This window comes from Marinobacter sp., from assembly GCF_041690615.1.
In the GTDB taxonomy this organism is placed as follows: Bacteria; Pseudomonadota; Gammaproteobacteria; order Pseudomonadales; family Oleiphilaceae; genus Marinobacter.
In genome coordinates, this window is record NZ_JAWLGY010000030.1 from 1 (window position 1) to 17,858 (window position 17,858).

At 59.4% G+C, this 17,858-nt stretch carries 16 protein-coding genes and 1 tRNA gene; all 17 read right to left on the reverse strand.

Annotated features, from left to right (window positions below):
* Nucleotides 1–193: 193 nt before the first annotated feature.
* Nucleotides 194–1,153, reverse strand: coding sequence for a protein translocase subunit SecF (gene secF / locus ACESMZ_RS15950; protein ID WP_372972961.1), 960 nt, complete (start codon nt 1,151–1,153; stop codon nt 194–196).
* On the reverse strand, nt 1,146–3,020 hold the full coding sequence (secD, locus tag ACESMZ_RS15955) for a protein translocase subunit SecD (RefSeq protein ID WP_372972962.1): 1,875 nt from the start codon (nt 3,018–3,020) through the stop codon (nt 1,146–1,148). The genes secF and secD overlap by 8 nt, the downstream gene beginning before the upstream one ends.
* Before the next feature lie 63 nt (nt 3,021–3,083).
* On the reverse strand, nt 3,084–3,446 hold the full coding sequence (gene yajC / locus ACESMZ_RS15960) for a preprotein translocase subunit YajC (protein WP_248230823.1): 363 nt from the start codon (nt 3,444–3,446) through the stop codon (nt 3,084–3,086).
* 48 nt (nt 3,447–3,494) lie between these two features.
* A complete protein-coding gene (tgt, locus tag ACESMZ_RS15965; RefSeq protein ID WP_372957255.1) occupies nt 3,495–4,616 on the reverse strand; it encodes a tRNA guanosine(34) transglycosylase Tgt in 1,122 nt (373 codons plus the stop codon).
* A gap of 19 nt (nt 4,617–4,635) precedes the next feature.
* Complete coding sequence (queA, locus tag ACESMZ_RS15970) at nt 4,636–5,697, reverse strand: tRNA preQ1(34) S-adenosylmethionine ribosyltransferase-isomerase QueA (RefSeq protein ID WP_372972963.1); 1,062 nt, start codon at nt 5,695–5,697, stop codon at nt 4,636–4,638.
* A gap of 65 nt (nt 5,698–5,762) precedes the next feature.
* Nucleotides 5,763–5,849 (reverse strand) — tRNA-Leu (locus ACESMZ_RS15975).
* Nucleotides 5,850–5,929: 80 nt separating this feature from the next.
* Nucleotides 5,930–7,477, reverse strand: coding sequence for a flagellar hook-associated protein FlgL (gene flgL, locus ACESMZ_RS15980; RefSeq protein WP_372972964.1), 1,548 nt, complete (start codon nt 7,475–7,477; stop codon nt 5,930–5,932).
* A 22-nt stretch (nt 7,478–7,499) separates the two neighbouring features.
* Nucleotides 7,500–9,518: a flagellar hook-associated protein FlgK gene (gene flgK, locus ACESMZ_RS15985; RefSeq protein ID WP_372972965.1), complete on the reverse strand. Its 2,019-nt coding sequence runs from the start codon at nt 9,516–9,518 to the stop codon at nt 7,500–7,502.
* Between the two features lie 5 nt (nt 9,519–9,523).
* A complete protein-coding gene (gene flgJ, locus ACESMZ_RS15990; RefSeq protein ID WP_372957196.1) occupies nt 9,524–10,561 on the reverse strand; it encodes a flagellar assembly peptidoglycan hydrolase FlgJ in 1,038 nt (345 codons plus the stop codon).
* 8 nt (nt 10,562–10,569) lie between these two features.
* The gene (locus tag ACESMZ_RS15995) at nt 10,570–11,667 is read right to left on the reverse strand and encodes a flagellar basal body P-ring protein FlgI (protein WP_372957195.1); all 1,098 of its coding nucleotides are present in this window, start codon (nt 11,665–11,667) and stop codon (nt 10,570–10,572) included.
* Entirely contained in the window at nt 11,664–12,374 is a 711-nt protein-coding gene (gene flgH / locus ACESMZ_RS16000; protein WP_372957194.1) for a flagellar basal body L-ring protein FlgH, read from the reverse strand. Before flgH ends, ACESMZ_RS15995 begins: the two co-directional genes overlap by 4 nt.
* A 20-nt stretch (nt 12,375–12,394) precedes the next feature.
* Nucleotides 12,395–13,183: a flagellar basal-body rod protein FlgG gene (gene flgG / locus ACESMZ_RS16005; protein ID WP_372957193.1), complete on the reverse strand. Its 789-nt coding sequence runs from the start codon at nt 13,181–13,183 to the stop codon at nt 12,395–12,397.
* Between the two features lie 81 nt (nt 13,184–13,264).
* Nucleotides 13,265–14,017 carry a flagellar basal body rod protein FlgF gene (locus ACESMZ_RS16010; RefSeq protein WP_372957192.1) on the reverse strand — a complete coding sequence of 251 codons (753 nt, stop codon included), beginning with the start codon at nt 14,015–14,017 and terminating at the stop codon, nt 13,265–13,267.
* Nucleotides 14,018–14,288: 271 nt separating this feature from the next.
* Entirely contained in the window at nt 14,289–16,211 is a 1,923-nt protein-coding gene (locus ACESMZ_RS16015) for a flagellar hook protein FlgE (RefSeq protein ID WP_372957191.1), read from the reverse strand.
* A gap of 13 nt (nt 16,212–16,224) precedes the next feature.
* Nucleotides 16,225–16,905 (reverse strand): flagellar hook assembly protein FlgD, encoded by a 681-nt coding sequence (locus ACESMZ_RS16020; RefSeq protein WP_372957190.1) that lies wholly within the window; start codon nt 16,903–16,905, stop codon nt 16,225–16,227.
* A gap of 33 nt (nt 16,906–16,938) precedes the next feature.
* The gene (gene flgC / locus ACESMZ_RS16025; RefSeq protein WP_372957189.1) at nt 16,939–17,388 is read right to left on the reverse strand and encodes a flagellar basal body rod protein FlgC; all 450 of its coding nucleotides are present in this window, start codon (nt 17,386–17,388) and stop codon (nt 16,939–16,941) included.
* 32 nt (nt 17,389–17,420) lie between these two features.
* Nucleotides 17,421–17,819 (reverse strand): flagellar basal body rod protein FlgB, encoded by a 399-nt coding sequence (flgB, locus tag ACESMZ_RS16030; protein WP_372957188.1) that lies wholly within the window; start codon nt 17,817–17,819, stop codon nt 17,421–17,423.
* Nucleotides 17,820–17,858: the final 39 nt, after the last annotated feature.

Below are 17,858 nucleotides of genomic sequence, written 5' to 3' on the forward strand. Positions count from 1 at the left end.
GGGCCCACAGGGGACTTGCACCCCCAAGTCATCCGGCCAGCACCACCTGGACCGGAACAGCGCCGTCAAGGCGCTACGCGCCATGCCTGGCGCACTACAGAAAAGCCGGGCTGGAAATCTCCAGTCCGGCTTTTTTATGCGGCGGACATGCCCGGCAGATCGTCTGAGCTGCGGGCATTCCTGGCCTGACCGGTCACATCCGGTTCAGCCATTCCGGTGGCTCTTCCTCTTCGTCACCCTCACCGGCAACGCCTTCTTTCGGAGGCACAACCATATCACTGCGGGTAACGCCCAGCGTAACCAGCAGATTCGCCGACACGTAAATGGAGGAGTAGGTACCGACGATGACACCGATGGCCAGGGTCAGGGCAAAGTTGTTGATGGCCTCACCACCCAGGAAATACAACGCCATCAGCACCAGCAGGGTGGTCAATGAGGTGTTGATTGTCCGGTTGATGACCGCATGGATCGAAAGGTTGACAGTTTCCTCCGGGTCATCAATCCGCAGCTTGCGGAAGTTTTCCCGGATACGGTCCATGATCACGATGGTGTCGTTCAGCGAATAGCCGATAACCGCCAGCAGGGCTGCCAGCACGGTAAGATCAAAGGTCCACTGGAACAGGGCAAAGATGCCCAGCACGATAATCACGTCGTGGGCCAGGGGAATCACCGAGGCAATACCGAATTTGAACTGGAAGCGCATACCCACGTAGATCAGCACCACCGCCAGCGCCAGCAACATCCCAAGGCCGCTGTTTTCCTTGAGCTCATCACCAACCTGGGAACCCACGAATTCGGAGCTTACAAGCTCTACATCGCTGTCTGAACGGCTCCGGATATCCTCGAGAATGCGGGGGCCAAGCTCGTCGTCACCGGCCTCCTGCATACGAATCAGAACCAGGGTGTCAGAACCAAAGTTCTGCACCACGAACCCCTCGTAGCCGGCATCTGTCAGGTCACTGCGGACATCATCAAGCTCCGGAGCCTCGGCGTACTCCAGCTCCACCGAGGTGCCCCCGGTGAAGTCCAGCCCGAAGTTAAGCCCCCGCATTCCGAGCAGTACGATGGATGCTATCACCAGCAATACCGAGATGACTGCGAACGGTTTGCGCAGATTCATGAAATCGAATTTTTCGGTACGGGTATCAGACATTGGCCAGCTTGCCTCCGATCGAGAGAGATTCGACCTTCCGGCCTCCATAAATGGCATTGACCATCGCCCGGCTCACTACCAGTGCGGTGAACAGTGAGGTCAGGATGCCGATGCTGAGGGTTACGGCGAAGCCCTTCACCGGACCGGAGCCCATGGCGAACAGGATAATCGCGACCAGGAAGGTGGTGATGTTGGCGTCCACAATGGAAACAAAAGCCCGTGAGTAACCGGCGTTAATGGCCAACTGGGGCGATACACCTTCCCGCAGTTCCTCTCTTATACGTTCGAAAATCAGTACGTTGGCGTCCACCGCCATACCCACCGTCAATACGATACCGGCGATGCCGGGAAGGGTCAGTGTGGCAGAGATGATCGACATACACGCCAGCAGCAACATCAGGTTCAGTGTCAGCGCCACATTCGCCACCAGACCGAACGCCCGGTAGAACACGGCCATGAACACCAGTACCAGAATGAAACCAACTACAACCGACATGAAGCCGGCATCAATATTCTGCTGCCCGAGGCTCGGGCCGATGGTCCGCTCCTGGACAAAGTACATGGGGGCTGCCAGGGCGCCCGCACGCAGCAGCAGCGCGAGCTCCGAGGCTTCATGGATGGAGTCCAGGCCGGTAATACGGAAACTGGAGCCCAGGGTGGACTGGATGGTCGCCAGGGAGATAATGCTGGTTTCCTCTACCCTCTCCTCGCGGGTAATCACCTCGCCGTCGACGACTTCCTGCTCCATTTCAGTGCGGAACTCAATGAACAGTACCGCCATACCCCGACCGACGGCATTGCGGGTGGCACGAGTCATCAGGTCACCGCCCACGCCATCCATGGTGATGTTGACCTGCGGCATCCCGTTCTCATCAAAACCCTGGTTGGCGTTGGAGACATTCTCGCCGGTGACAATAACCTCCCGCTCCAGACGAGCGGTACGCTCGGGCTCGTCTCGGAAAGGATAGCTCTCGGTAGAAGCCCTTGGTGCGTCCTGTCGGGCCGCCAGACGGAACTCCAGGTTGGCAGTCGCACCCAGCACCCGTTTGGCCTGGGCGGTGTCCTGTACACCGGGGAGCTCCACAATGATACGGTCTGCCCCCTGACGCTGAACCAGCGGTTCCGCGACGCCCAGTTCGTTGACACGATTGCGGATAGTGGTCAGGTTCTGCTCAATGGCGTAGTCCTGGATCTGCTGTATCTCCTGCTCGGACAGGCTCAGATTCAGAAGATAGTTCTCACCCTCCGTGCTTTCGTCCAGCAGGAATTCATCGTAGCGGTCGCGAATAATGTCAAAGGCTTCTGAACGGTCACCTTCGCTGCGGAACGAAAGCTCGATGTTGTTACCGTCCGAGAGGTCCCCGCCAAGATAACGAATACGTTCCTCACGCAGCTCCCGCTTGATCTGGCTGGAGGTAGCCTCAAGACGCTGCTCGACAGCGGTTTCCATGTCCACTTCCAGCAGGAAGTGAACACCACCGCGCAGGTCGAGACCCAGTTTCATGGGACCCGCCCCGGCCGCCTGCAGCCATTCCGGGGTGGATTCGGCCATATTCAGGGCAACCAGGAATTCCTCACCCAGGGCCTGCTGAACAATCGGCCGTGCCTCGAGCTGGTCATCAGAGCTGGTGACGCGAATCAGCGCACTGCGCTCCTCGCGGTCAATGCCCTTGATGGCGATGCCGGCTTCCTCCAGTGCCTCCGAAGCCCGGTCGACCGTCTGCTGGCTGATCTCGGTACCACTGCGTGCACCGGTAATCTGAACGGCGTAGTCGTCGGGGAAGACATTCGGCAAGGCATAGACGAACCCGATCGCCAGCACGACCAGGATCAGTATGTTTTTCCAAAGCGGATACTTGTTCAGCATAGGAGCCCTTTCTTGACCGCTATCAGGCCGCCTTCATCGCGGCGGCCTCCCTGGTCAGTGTGTTCAGATGTCTTTCAGAGTGCCCTTGGGCAGAGCTGCGCCGACGGCAACCTTCTGAACCTTCAGTTCCACGTTATCGGCCACTTCCAGCACGATGAAATCGTCGGTAACACGGGTAATACGGCCAACAATGCCACCGGAGGTGACCACTTCGTCGCCCTTGTTCAGGCCTGACATCAGTGACTTGTGCTCCTTGGCCCGCTTTGACTGGGGACGCCAGATCAGCAGGTAGAAAATGAGGATAAAACCACCAAAGAAAATCACCTGCCCCATAACACCCATGCCCTGGGCGGCATCCTGGGCCAGGGCAACACCCGGCACGGCGGCGGCCAGGAGGGTGGCCAACATGGCTTTTACTGCTTTCATAAAATGTCTCCGTTAATGATTCTGCAATGAATACGGGTGCGTGGAGGATCAGCCCCGGGCCAGGGGCGGCACGGGCAGGCCACGCTTGGCGTAGAAGGATTCCACAAAGTCGGACAATGTACCTGCTTCAATAGCCCCGCGCAATCCGGCCATGACCTTCTGGTAATAGTGAAGGTTGTGGATGGTATTCAACTGCGAGCCCAGCATTTCACCACACTTATCAAGATGATGCAGATAACTTCTCGAGAAATGTGAACAGGTGTAGCAATCGCATTCCGCATCCAGCGGCGTGGTATCGTGGCGGTGAGTGGCGTTACGGATCTTGACGATACCGGTAGAGGTAAACAGATACCCGTTGCGGGCGTTGCGGGTGGGCATCACACAATCAAACATGTCCACACCACGGCGCACCGCTTCCACAATGTCTTCCGGGCGTCCGACACCCATCAGGTAACGGGGATGGTCTTCGGGCATCCGCGCCGGCAGGTCGTCCAGTACGGCGATCATTTCCTCTTTCGGCTCACCCACGGACAGGCCGCCAATGGCGTAACCGTCAAAGCCGATGTCCACCAGGCCCTCCAGGGACCGCTGGCGCAGGTCGTTGTACATGCCGCCCTGGATAATGCCAAACAGTGCGGACGGGCTGTCGCCATGGGCCGCCTTGCTTCGCGCCGCCCAGCGCAGGGACATTTCCATGGACTCCCGGGCCTGTTTCCCGGTGGCCGGGTACGGGGTGCACTCGTCAAAAATCATCACAATATCGGAGCCCAGATCCCGCTGGACCCGCATGGCGATTTCCGGGTTCAGTTCCACCGGCGAACCGTCCACCGGCGAACGGAAGCTCACGCCCTGCTCGGTGATCTTGCGCATTTCCCCGAGACTGAAGACCTGGAAGCCGCCGGAGTCGGTCAGTATAGGCCCCTGCCACTGGGTAAAATCATGCAGGTCCCCGTGGGCCCTGATGACGTCAGTGCCCGGCCTCAGCATCAGGTGAAAGGTGTTACCCAGGATAATCTGGGCGCCGGTGGCTTCGATATCCCGGGGCAGCATACCCTTGACGGTGCCGTAGGTACCCACGGGCATGAAGGCCGGTGTTTCCACCACACCCCGGGGGAAGGTCAGCCGGCCACGGCGGGCCTTGCCGTCTTCACCCAGCTTTTCAAAAGTCATGAAACAATCGTCGCGCATCTCAGGCTCCTGGTCCGGCGAGTGCCCCGAGGCTGGGCTCCTGGCCGGTAATGAACATCGCATCGCCGTAACTGAAGAAGCGATAGCGTTCAGCCACCGCCTCACGGTAGGCCGCCATGGTGTGGTGATAGCCGGCAAAGGCACTTACCAGCATGATCAGCGTGGACTCTGGCAGGTGGAAATTGGTGATCATGGCGTCCACGGTCTGGAACCGGTAACCAGGCCGGATGAAGATATCTGTCTCCCCCTGGAACGGCCGCACCGCCCCGCCGCGACTGGCAGACTCCAGTGACCGTACCGAGGTGGTGCCTACCGCGATCACCCGCCCACCGCGGCGCCTGGTTGCCCGGATCGCCTCGACCGCCGCCTCCGGCACCGTCGCCACTTCGCTGTGCATGACGTGGTCTTCCACCTTCTCAACGCGCACTGGCTGGAAGGTGCTCGCACCAACGTGCAGGGTAACGAACGCTGTTTGGATGCCCTTTTCGGCGAGGCGGTCAAAAATGGACTGGTCGAAATGCAGGCCCGCAGTGGGGGCGGCTACGGCGCCGGCTTCCCGGGCGTAGACCGTCTGGTAACGTTCCCGGTCGGAGTTTTCATCGGGGCGGTCCACGTAGGGCGGCAGGGGCATGTGCCCTGCCCGCTCCAGCAGATCAAGCATGGCCTCTCCGGATTCGGTTTGCAGCCGGAACAGGGCATCCTCCCGGTCAAGCATTACCAGCGCGGAGCCATCTTCCAGCACGACCCGCTGACCGGCTTTCAGTGCCTTGGACGCACGCACATGGGCCAGTACGGTATCGGTGGCTTCAACCCGTTCCACCAGAACCTCCACCCTTCCGCCGGTGTCCTTGGTGCCGAACAGGCGGGCGGGGATGACCCGGGTGTCGTTAAACACCAGCAGATCGTCGGGCTCCAGCAGGTCCGGCAAATCGCGGAACTGGCGGTGGGCCAAAGTGCCGGAGATGCCATCAAGGCAAAGCATGCGGGACGCACTGCGCTCGGCCATGGGGTAACGGGCAATCAGCTCGTCGGGCAGTTCAAAATGGAAATCAGAGACTTTCATGGACAGGTCGACCCGGGGCCGGCCCTGGAAGGCCGGAATTCTGAATACACCGGGCCAATGAGGAATGGTAGCGGCGGGCGGACTCGAACCGCCACGGGTTTTACCCCAACGGATTTTGAATCCGTCGTGTCTACCAATTTCACCACGCCGCCACACAGGTTGCCCGGTCGTCGAGAGCCCGGATTATACTGACGCCGGTTGCGAAAGCAAACGACGGAATAACAAAGCTCCGTTACAGCCGGTCAAACAGCGACAGTTGCGACGTCTGGGCGAAGGACTGCTGCGCCGCCTGCAGCACAAAGCTCTGGAACGAGAGATTGCTGATCGCCTCGGCGTAGTCCACATCCTGCAGCTGGGAACGCAGGTCTTTCGCGTACAGGGACGAGTTCTCCAGGAACTTGCCCGTGGACTCCAGCTGGTTCATGCGCCCACCGATTTCGGTCTGGGTGCGCAGGATGGACTCCTGGGCATTGTCCAGGTTGGCCAGGGAGTCACCGATAAGTTGGTCGTAGGTGGCCTGGGTGCTGATGAAGTTGGCTTCAGTAACCGGGTCTGTAACCGCCGGCCCGACATCGATGTTGTCGAAACGGGCGCCGGACGTTTGCAGCTCCCCTGCGATCATTCCTGTGGCATCAATGCTGATTTTGCTACCCGATGAGATCAGTTTGAGCTCACCATTCTCCACACTTGCTTCTATACCTGCCAATGACTCATCTTCCGAGCCATTAATAAGCGCGGCCAGATCAGCCAGATCTTCAGTGCCATCGAACGTAAAAGCCGCCTGATTGATTTCAAGTACATCACCAGCTTCAGGCGCAAAGCTGGTGATCGCGCCAGCCTCTGGCTGCTTCGGAAGGTTGTCCAGGCCGTAAATCAGCTTCTCGATGGAGCGGAATATCGATTGCTTTTCACTGGTGTTGATACGGAACTCATCGCCATCTTCGGCTCCAGAAATCTCGAACTGCATTCCCTGATAGCGAATACTCTCTCCACTGACATATTCACCTGACTCCAGTACCGCACCACCGGGATCGTTCTTGTCGCGGATATCGTACCGGAATCCAGACGTTTGCGTCCCGTCCTGCTCGATCGTTACCAGGTAGTCCGTGGGTGAAGCCCCAGCGACCTGTTCAGGGTCCAGCACCACACCACTACTGATCCGCGCCCCCGATTCAACATTTGGTCCCACCTCAGTGAAGAACGTCGGCCCACCCGCGGGCACATTCACGAACAGGTCCTTGCCGTGGTCGCTGATGGCCACATTGACACCATCATCCACTTCCAGTTTCCGCTGGCCTTCGTCCCCCTGGTACACCCAGTCGCCGTTGATGTTCTTGGCAAAGGCGGGGGTATCCCCCTGAAAGCCGCTGAAGATGTAGGAACCCGCACTGTCCTGGGTATTGGCCTGGGAGGCCAGTTCTTGCAGCCGCTGTTTCAATTCGGCGGAGATGGACTGCCGGTCATTGGCCGTCAGGGAACCGTTACCCGCCTGAACGGTGAGCTCACGAACCCGCTGGATTATGTCCACCATACTCTCCAGCGAACTCTCTTCCAGTTGCAGCCGGTTCTCCGCCAGGCCCACGTTGCGCTGGTAGGTTTCGATGCGACCCACTTCCTGGTCCAGCTTGAGGATCCGCGCGGCGGCCACAGGGTCGTCAGAAGGCCGGTTGACCCGCTTGCCGGTGGATACCTGCTCCTGGGTCTTGTTCAGATTGACGTTCAGATCCTGCAGGCGGTTGGTGCCACCGGTAAAGATCTGCTGCGATGAAATTCTGATCATGTCACTTCACCTCAAACCTGGCCTAACGGAAAGTGCCAAGCAGTGTGTCAAACAGTTCCTGGGCCACGCCCATCACCCGGGCAGAGGCGTTATAGGCCGCCTGGTACTGGATCAACCGGCCGGCTTCCTCGTCCAGATTGACCCCCGAAACGGCTTCGCGCTGGTTTACGGACTGATCCAGCAGGGTCTTGCCGGAATCACTGTCCAGCTGGGCCTGGCGGGTTTTCACGCCCACCTGCTCTACCAGGCCGGCGTAGCCTTCGGTGAAACTCTGGCTGCCGTTGTTCATGGTGTTCTTTGTGGCGAGGGCCGCCATCAGCTCGGCATTGCGGTTGTCCGCGTTGCCATTGGTGTTATAGCCGATGCTGAAACTGTCCCCTGCCTTCGGGTTGCCACTGATCTCGAACTGGAACCCCCGGTAGTTCGAATCTGCCGGGTCTTCCGTAAACAGCTTGTTACTGATGCCCGGCTGATAGGTACCTGTTTCCAGCGGTGTGCCAGGGTTCTCCGGGTCTCGAATGACGTACTCGTTGTCGCTCGTGAAATAGATCTCCAGATCCGGTGTCAACTCTCCCCGCTGACTGAACTCCGACAGTGGCGCGTTGGTCCGGGGGTTGCGCACATCAAACATCAGGCCCTGATTGATTTTCGCATCGCCACTGTTGCCACTGTCAGCCTGGGCACGCACCGGGCTTGCGAAGGCAAGATCCTCTTCCCGCTCCACTTTCAGGTCAATGTTGGACGCTTCGAAACGGGTTGGCTGGATCTGGAAGCTGTCACCCTTGCTGAAGCTTCCGGACTCCACAAAAACGTTGAACCCGGGCATGGTAATTTCAGCGGGCAGCTCATCCGGCAGACGACCCTGGTTCACCACCTTGCCGCTTTTCTGGTCAATCAGTTCGTAACTGCGGCCGTTTTCTTCCGTAAACAGCAGGGTCCAGGAGCCTGCCGGCAGTTCCGAGGGATCGGTGATATCCACCCCCACCACTGAATTCTGGGGCGGCTGGTTGTCGCCACTGGCAATAGCCCGGGCCAGTTGCTTCTCCCGGCTGTTTACCTCGCTGAAGAACAGGCCGCCCAGGTCGCCTTCCAGGTCCATACCGATCTGGTGCTGGTGATTCACGGATTCCTGCAGGGCAATGGCCACCCGGCCCAGCTCATCGAAGGCCGGAGCCAGGCCCTCACTCTCGAAACGTCGCAGGCCGCCAAGTTTACCGCCGGTAACCTGGTCATCAATCACCCGGGTACGACTACCATCCGTGAGGGTGAATTCCAGCCGCGTGGGATCATCCGCATTACGCCGGGTGCCCAGCTGAGACGCATCCGCACCCACGACGAGAGACTGGCCATTGGCCAGCGATACGTTCAGCTGGCCGCCACCAGCCTGGTTCACACGAACCTGAAGGATTTCCGACAGCTTGCGGATGGCCTCGTCCCGCTGGTCCACCAGATCATTGGGCAGTCGACCCTGGGCCACGCCGGGAGATTCGGAAATAGCGAGGTTCAACTCCGCCACCGTATTGAGCAGCGTATTGGCGTCCGCCACATTCTCGGACTGCTGGGTTTTCACCAGCTCCCGCTGCTGGATGAATTCCTCGTGCAGTGCCTGGAACCGGTTGACCACACTCTGGGCCTCACTCAGTACCAGCTGGCGCTGCGGCAATGAGCCCGGATCTTCAGCCGCATTCTGCATGGCGGCAAAGAAATTGTTCAGGGTCTTGGACAGGCCGGTGTCTTCTCCACCAAGCAAGTCGTCCAGCCGGGACAGCTCCTTGCGCAAGGTTTCCTGCTCGCTATGCAGCGCCGTGTCGGAGCGTACCTGATCCACAAGATACTGGTCGGCAAGCCGCCGGATATTGGCAATGTCCACACCCGTGCCGACAGACCCGTTGCTGGTATAGCGAGTCGGACTGGACTCGAACTGCACTTCCTGCCGGCTGTAGCCCGGGGTATTGGCGTTGGTAATATTGTTGCCGGTGGTGTTCAGGGCGGACTGATGCCCCAGCACCCCACTCAGACCGATACCAATCAGACCTGCCATGGTGCTTACTCCTCACCGACCATGGACAGGGTCGGGAACTGGTTCAGGGCCGCCTCAAAGGGTTCCCCTTCCATGATGTTGCGAATCTTGCGGCCATAGGCCGGATCGGTGGCGTAGCCGGCTTCCTGCAGGCGCTCGGCAAACACGTCAGGCTGATCCGCCACTTCCCAGACATCCCGGTAACGGGGGTTGTCCTGCAGGAAGCTGACATAGTCCTGGAAGCTTTCCCGGTAATCCGGATAGCGCCGGAAGTCCCAGCGCTCCTTCATGGCAACGCCTTCACGGAACTCGGTTGTGGCAATATTGACCGACTCACCCTGCCAGCGGCCGTCGGCCTTGATGCCGAACAGGTTGTAGCTGTGGGCACCGTCGTTGCCACGAATCATATGCTTGCCCCAACCGGTTTCCAGGGCTGCCTGGGCCACCATAAGCCGCGGGTCAATGCCGGATTCCTTTGCCACATCCTGTGCCAGGGGCAACAGGGTGCGGACAAAGTGTTCCGGGCTGTCAAAACGTTCGGGCATTGGTTGTCCGCTGGTCGCAGCCCGGGTTTGGCCCTGCCCCTCACTGGCGTTCGACACCGGTCCATTATCCGGCTGTTCCACCAGCGCCCGGACCTCACTCACCCGTTCCGGGAGCTTCGGCGACAGGGGCGGCAGGCTTCGGTCGTAATCCGCCAGGGTGCGACGGGCACCCGGCATCGCATTACCCTGGTCATCCATGCCCGGAATCTGCCGGCTGAGCTGCCGGACCAGCGCATCCGCCAGGCCGAAGCCCTGATTCTTGCCCATGGACAGACTCAGCTGGCTGTCAAACATATCCTGGTAAAACCCGGACTCGTTGCTCTGCAGGTAATTGCCTTCCGACAGCACATCGTTGGCCGAGCGCATACTTTTGAGCATCTGGTTGAGGAACAGGCCTTCAAACTGTCGGGCCACCTTTTCCAGCGCCGCCTTGCGATCGGTACGGGCCTGGGTCTTCAGGTCATTAAGGCCGCTGAATTCGGTGTAGTACTGAGCCTGCTGGATTCCGGACTGCTGCATCAGATCACCTATATCACAATCAGCTCGGCGCGAAGTGCGCCCGCCTGCTTGAGGGCCTCAAGCACCGCCATCACATCGCCCGGCGCGGCGCCCACCTGGTTCACCGCCTGCACGATTTCGTTCAGGGTGGTGGCCGGGCCAAACTGGAACATCCTGGCGGGGTCTTCGGTGACCGCAATCTGGGTATCCGGTGTAACGACCGTCTCGCCATCGGTGAACGGGTTGGGCTGGTCCACGTTCGGGTTCTCTTCTATGGTGACCGTCAGGTTGCCGTGGGTCACCGCCGCCGGGCTGACCTGAACGTTCTGACCCACCACAATGGTGCCGGTGCGGCTGTTGATCACCACCTTGGCCGCCTCTTCCGCCGGGTCGACTTCGAGGTTTTCCAGAATCGACAGGAAACTCACCCGCTGGGAGGGATCGCGGGGCGCTTTCACAGACACAGAGGTAGCATCATGGGCGTAGGCCATACCCTCACCCAGGTAATCGTTGATGGTTTCCACGACCCGGCGCGCGGTGGTGAAGTCGCTCCGTAGCAGGTTCAGGGTAATGGTGTCACCCTCGGTGAAGGGGCTGGTAATCTCTCGCTCAATGGTGGCGCCATTGGGAATCCTGCCCACGCTGGGCACGTTGACCGTGATACGGGACCCGTCCTGACCTTCCGCCCCGAAACCGCCCACGACAAGGCTGCCCTGGGCCATGGCATACACCTGGTCATCGGCACCCTTGAGCGGGGTCATCAGCAGTGTACCGCCGCGCAGGCTATCGGCATTGCCCAGGGACGAGACGGTAATATCCAGCTCCTGGCCGTTCTTGGCAAACGGGGGCAGCGTGGCATGGACACTCACCGCTGCCACATTGTCGGTGTTCGGATTAACGCCTTCCGGAATGGTGATACCGAAGCGGTTCATCATGTTTCGGAACGTCTGGCTGGTGGCCGGGCCGGAGTCACCGGTGCCATCGAGCCCTACCACCAGGCCGTAGCCCACCAGTTGGTTATCCCGTACACCCTTTACCCTGGTCAGATCCTTTAGCCGGTCGGCCAGGACCGGGCCGGACACAAGGGCCAGGATCAGACTGATTGCGAGGATTCTGGATACACTCACAGGGGCCACCACTCACTGTTGAAGAACCGGGTAAGCCAGCCGGGCTGGTTGGCCTGATCAAAATCACCGGTGCCACCATAGGCCAGCCGTGCGTCGGCAATCCTCTGGGACGAGACCGTGTTATCGGGAGAGATGTCTTCCGGGCGAACCAGACCACTGACCCGGATATACTCGTCACCATTGGTCAGCGACAGCCACTTTTCGCCGCGAATATGCAACACACCGTTGGGGAGCACTTCGGTTACCGTGACCGTGATATTGCCTGCCAGGCTGTTGCTCTGGTCCGCCTCGGCCTGACCTTCAAAATCCCGCTCACTGTTGACACTGCCGCCCAGGCGCTCGAAGTTACGACCGAAGAAGGACGGAGTACCCAGACCGATCTCGCTGTCCTTGGTCATACTGCTCTCGGCGTTCTTGCTGGCGCTGGTGGACTCCTGCAGTGTCACCGTGAGAATGTCGCCCACATTCAGTGCGGTGCTGTCACCGTAGAGGCTGTAATTGCGGGAACTCTGATAGATGGCACCCGTGTGCGGTCCCCGCTGCTCCATGGCCTCGGCACGCACCGGGGCGTAGGCCGGGTCGTTGGGTTCCGGACGCTCCCGGGTCATGGACTGACAGCCCTGCAACAGGGCCAGCACCATGATCAGGGCGGTGCCGGGGAGACCTCTGTGTGCGCCGAAGGCGGATTTGGTGATGAGGACTGTCATGATCGAGTATCCGCTAACCGTTAACCGATGTTGTTGGTGATGAACTGCAGCATCTGGTCAGAAGCCGACACCACCTTGGAGTTCATTTCGTAGGCCCGCTGGGTGGTGATCATGTTGACCAGCTCTTCCACCACCTCAACGTTGGAGGCCTCGGTCATACCCTGCTGGATGGTGCCCAGCCCGCCGATGCCAGCCTCACCTTCCTGGGGGTCACCACTGGCTGCGGTTTCCCGGAACAGGTTGCCACCCATGGCCTGCAGACCCTGGGGGTTGATGAAATCCACCAGGGGAATCTCCCCCAGATTCACTGGGTCCGCCTGGTTCTCGACCACTGCGGACACAGTGCCATCCTTGCCGATGGTGACACTGGTAGCGTTCTCCGGAATGTTGATGTTGGGCTCGAGCAGATAACCATCGGGGGTGACCACATCACCGTCGGAGTTCACCTGGAACTGGCCATCCCGGGTGTAGGCAACTTCGCCATCCGGCATCTGGATCTGGAAAAACCCGCGGCCATCCACGGCCAGGTCCAGGGGCTGCTCGGTCACCTGCAGGTTGCCCTGGGTAAACTGCTTGGTGGTGCCCACTACCCGCACACCGGTACCCAACTGCAGGCCAGACGGCAGCTCGGCATTCTGGGTATTGAGGCCACCCGGCTGCCGGTTCACCTGGTACAGCAGGTCCTGGAACACGGCGTTGTCACGCTTGAAGCCGGTGGTGTTCACGTTCGCCAGGTTGTTCGAGATGGTGGTCATCTTCGTGTCCTGGGCGCTCAGACCGGTTTTACTGACCCAAAGTGCTGGATGCATGTCGGTACTCCTTTCTGGCTGGCCGCCGGGCGGCGAGGGTTTGCCGCTTTTCGGGCGACGGGGCCGTTGTTCGTGTCGTTATCAGAGGTTTTGCAACAGTCGTGCCGTAACCTCGGAGTTCTCGTCGGCGGTCTGCATGACCTTTACCTGCATTTCGAACTGCCGCGACAGCTCCAGGTTGGCGATCATTTCTTCAACGGCATTGACGTTGGAGCTTTCCAGGAAACCCGAAGCTACTCGCATGTTGGCGTCCGGCTGTTCCGGGCCGTCAATGGCCTGGTCGGGCTTGCGACGGATAAAGCCGTCCTCCCCTTTCATCAGGGCGTCCGCCGGCGGATTGACGAGTTTCAGCCGGTCGATTTCCACCAACTGGTCGGGAGGGCCGCCCACAGGCTGGATGGAGACGGTACCATCAGCGCCGATCAGGAGTCGCTCGTAAGGAGGCAGCGCCACAGGGCCGCCGTTGCCAAGAACCATTTCACCGGAGCCAAGCCGCATCATTCCATTGACATCCACTTGCAGACTGCCGGAACGGGTGAAGACTTCTTCGCCCTGATTATTCTGGACCGCGAGCCAGCCTTCACCCTCAACCGCCAGGTCCAGGTCACGGCCGGTTTGTTGCAGCGGTCCGGGCGCAAAGTCGGTTCCGGGGCGTTCTGTCATGGCGTAGGCGCGGGTCGGGTGGTGTTCGCCGAAGACGGGCATGCTGCGGGCCTGGGCGAAGTCTTTCTTGAAGCCGGTGGTGTTGACGTTGGCAAGGTTATTGGCATGGGCCTGCTGCGCCATCATGTTCTGCTTGGCGCCGGACATGCCGATGTAGATGGATTTATCCATGGGAAAACTCCTGCCGGAAATCTGACGTTCTTTCGTCGTTTTTCTGGTTACTGCAGGAGTCGTGCCAAATTTAAGCGACTTGCTTGGGAAGGGGTACGGGACCGAAGTTGGGTGGCGAGCCGGAGCGCGGTGGTCCTTTTTCTCCACCGCAATTCACGGTCCATCCCTGGACCGGCCGTGAATTGCGGCGAAGAAAGAGCCCCTGACCCCCGGGGCCCTCCACCAGGCCCCTCAGATAAGCCCAACTTCAACCAAACCGATACCTCACGTATTAACGAAGGTTGATAATCGTCTGAGTCACCGCATCCGAAGTCTCAATGGTCTTCGCATTGGCCTGGTAGTTACGCTGGGCAATGATCAGGTTCACCAGTTCCTGGGACAGGTCCACGTTGGACTCCTCCACCGAGCTGGCCGAAATCGAACCCAGGGTCCCCGTACCCGGCGCACCGAAAATCGGCTGGCCCGACTCGAAGGTTTCCACCCAGTTAGTGTCCCCTACCGGCGACAGACCATCGGCATTGGCAAAGGTCGCCAGCGATACCTGCCCCAGGTTCTGGGACTGACCGTTCGAATACCGGGCAAAGATAACCCCTTCATCAGAGACATCGAGACCCGACAGGCGACCGGTGGTGTAACCGTTCTGCCGCTGATCAACCACACCGAACGAAGAACCGAACTGCGTGGTTTCGCTCAGGTTGATGGCGAAGTTCGATGATACCGGGGGATCGGCAATCGGCAGCTGGCCGCCATTGGCAATGGGAAGCGGGCCATCCGAACCATTGGGTTGACCTGAGTTGTCTTTCGGCGTCCAGTTGGAGACCAGCACCTGGCCGTCAGGGTCACCATCCACTGACGCAATACTGCCATCACTGTTGAATTCCAGTTCATAGCGGGCACGGGTGGGCTCCCCGGTCGTGAAGGGGGGATCACCTACGTCTTCACCATCGATCTGGACATACATTGCCCAGACGCTTTCGCCACCGGAAACAGGCTCCTTCACAAAATACTGGGTCATGGCATGCGGGTTACCCAGACTGTCGTAAATAGTCGAAGAAGTAGCGTGGTTATAGGTGCGCTGGTCTTCGGGGTTGAAGGTGTTGGTCCGACTCACAGAAGGCTCAGTGGATGCCAGCAACCCGTCGGTGCCGTTATCCGACTTCACCTGGACCGAACGGTCAAGGACCAACTCGTTGACCTCACCACGTTCCGTAGCGGAAAAAACACTAACGTCATTATCATCCACTGCAGAAATCGACAGGTCGTTGCCGCGACTGTCGATAAGACGCAGCTCTCCACTATCGTTTTTCGTTGCATTAATAGTATTCAGCGGAGAGTCGTTGATCGAGTCCTGTAACCAGTTCAGAGCCTCCTCGGGCGTAGAGACCTCGTCATTATCAGGAATAGAAAATTCGGTGCCCTGAATATTGAACTTGTACCCTGGCCCAATATTAGCGGGAGGAATACTATAAGACGTTCTCGCTGATGCAGTTACTCCTGAAAGCTGATTCAGCTGCTCAGCGATTTCACGGGCTTGCTGGTCACCGTCGAATGTTAGCGTAGTGGATCGCCCATCATCGTAGGTAAAGGTCAGCGTGTCCGTCTCAGCGGGTACCAGGGGTGGGGCGTCCGGATCTGCGTCAGGTACGGAAGGATCCAGAGAGTTAACCTCATAACTCTGCCGGATAACCTCAAGTACTGACTCCCGCGAGTCGAGATTAATCTCCGAATCAAAGCTCGTGGTCCGCCGTGGCGCCAGGTTGTCCGTATCGATCTGCAGGTCTCCGCGAACACCGCTTAGGTTGCCGTCACCATCGGCCTGGTAACCCTGCACCTTCATGGACTGGTTGTTCACCACAAACCCTTCCTTGTCGATGCTGAACTGACCGGCTCGGGAGTACTGCACCTGGCCGTTGTTGCTTACTACAAAGAAACCGTCTCCATCTACAGCCATGTCCAGACCGTTCTGGGTGCCGCTGATGGAGCCCTGGGCGAAGCTTTGCTTGATGTCCTGGACCTTTACCCCGCTGCCCACCGACATCTTGCCGGAGCTGAGAAAGCCACTGGAATAGAGGTCACCGAACTGGGCCTTGCTGCCCTTGAAGCCAACGGTGCTGGCGTTGGCAATATTATTGCCGGTGACGTCCAGATCAACCTGTGAGGCACGAAGCCCGCTGAGTCCGATATTAAATGCCATTGTCCAACCTCACTCAGTTGACTTGTTGTACTTCAGACAGGGGAATGGACCCCATACCCGCAAGGTTAAGGGTGATGCTGCCGCCCTTACCCAGAGAGACGCTATCGACGTTGGCGCTCATCATGGTTTCAAGCTGCTCCATACCCTCGGGATAGCTCCCCTGGGCGGATACATAGTAGCGGCCAGGCGGCAAGGGATTGCCGTTGCCGTCTGCACCGTCCCAGGTGAAGGCCTGCTGACCGGCAGAGGCCTGGCCCAGGTCCAGCTGGCGCACCATTTCGCCGGCGGCGTTCTCAATATTGACCCGCAATCCGCCGGTACTGGAGGGAACGTTTACCACACCCCTCATCTCGCCACTTTCATCCAGGGTGCCGAAGTCGGCGGGAGCCAACACACTCTTGCCCACCATGGCGGACGCCTGCAGGGCCTGGGAGGAGCGGAACTCGCCCACCACATCACCGACGGTCGAGCTCAGGTTCTGCATTTCCTCCAGCGAGCTGAACTGGGCCAGGTCGGCGATGAACTCACCGTTGCCCTTGGGCTCCAGCGGGTTCTGGTTCTTCAGCTGGGCAATCATCAGTTCCATGAACTCGTTCTTGCCCAACTCCTCACTACCGGCACCCTTGCTCTCCTGCTTGGTGCGGTACTCCGCCAGCACATCGGCCGTTGAGGTGGTGTTATTTACAATGCTCATTGGTCATTTCCCCGAACAAGAATCACTGGCCTTTTACTGCTGCCCAAGGGTGAGTACGCGCTGCATCATGGTCTTGGCCGCGTTCATCACGTCCACGTTCATCTGGAAGCTGCGGGACGATGACATCATGTCAGCCATTTCTTCCACCACGTTCACGTTGGGATAAAACACGTACCCCTCCTCGTTGGCGGCAGGGTGGTGCGGCTCGTAACGCATCTGCAGTTCTTCCTGGCTTTCCACGATGCCGTCAACGGTAACGCCGGTGCCCTGCTCCTGGCCGAAACGGAAGTGGCCGCTGGCCTGGTCCGGGTTCAGCAGCTGCTGCTGGATAGCGGCAAAGACCGGCTTGCGGGCGCGGTAGGTCTCATCCACGCTGGAGCTGGCGGTCTCGGCATTGGCGATGTTCGACGCAGTGGTATTCAGCCGCAGTTGCTGCGCGGTCATGCCGGAGCCGGCGATATCAAAGATGTTTCCCAGGGACATACGATTTCTCCTCTATATTCCCGGTGGCCGGCTTACTCGCCCTTTATGGCCTTGCTCAGGCCGGAAAACTTGCTGCTCAGAAACTCGAAACTGGCCTGGAAGTCCATGGCATTACGCATGAACCGGCTCTGCTCCTGCTGGGCATCCACGGTATTGCCGTCAATGGACGGCTGGTGGGGTTTGCGGTAGAGCAGCTCGGGGCTGCCACCGGACCCGGAAACGTCCATATGGGATGAATGGGTCCGGGCCACCCCCTCGCCCCGGGACGCTTCAGTCGCCTGTTTCAGCATCGCCTGAAAATCCACGTCACGGGCCTTGTAGCCGGGGGTATCTGCGTTGGCCAGGTTATTCGCCAGCACCTGGGCCCGCTGACTGCGGGCGACCAGTGCCTGCTCATGGATACCCAGGGCCTTGTCGAAGGTGATTGCCATAATGCCTCCAGTAACTGCATCACCCTGCCGCCGGTTGCC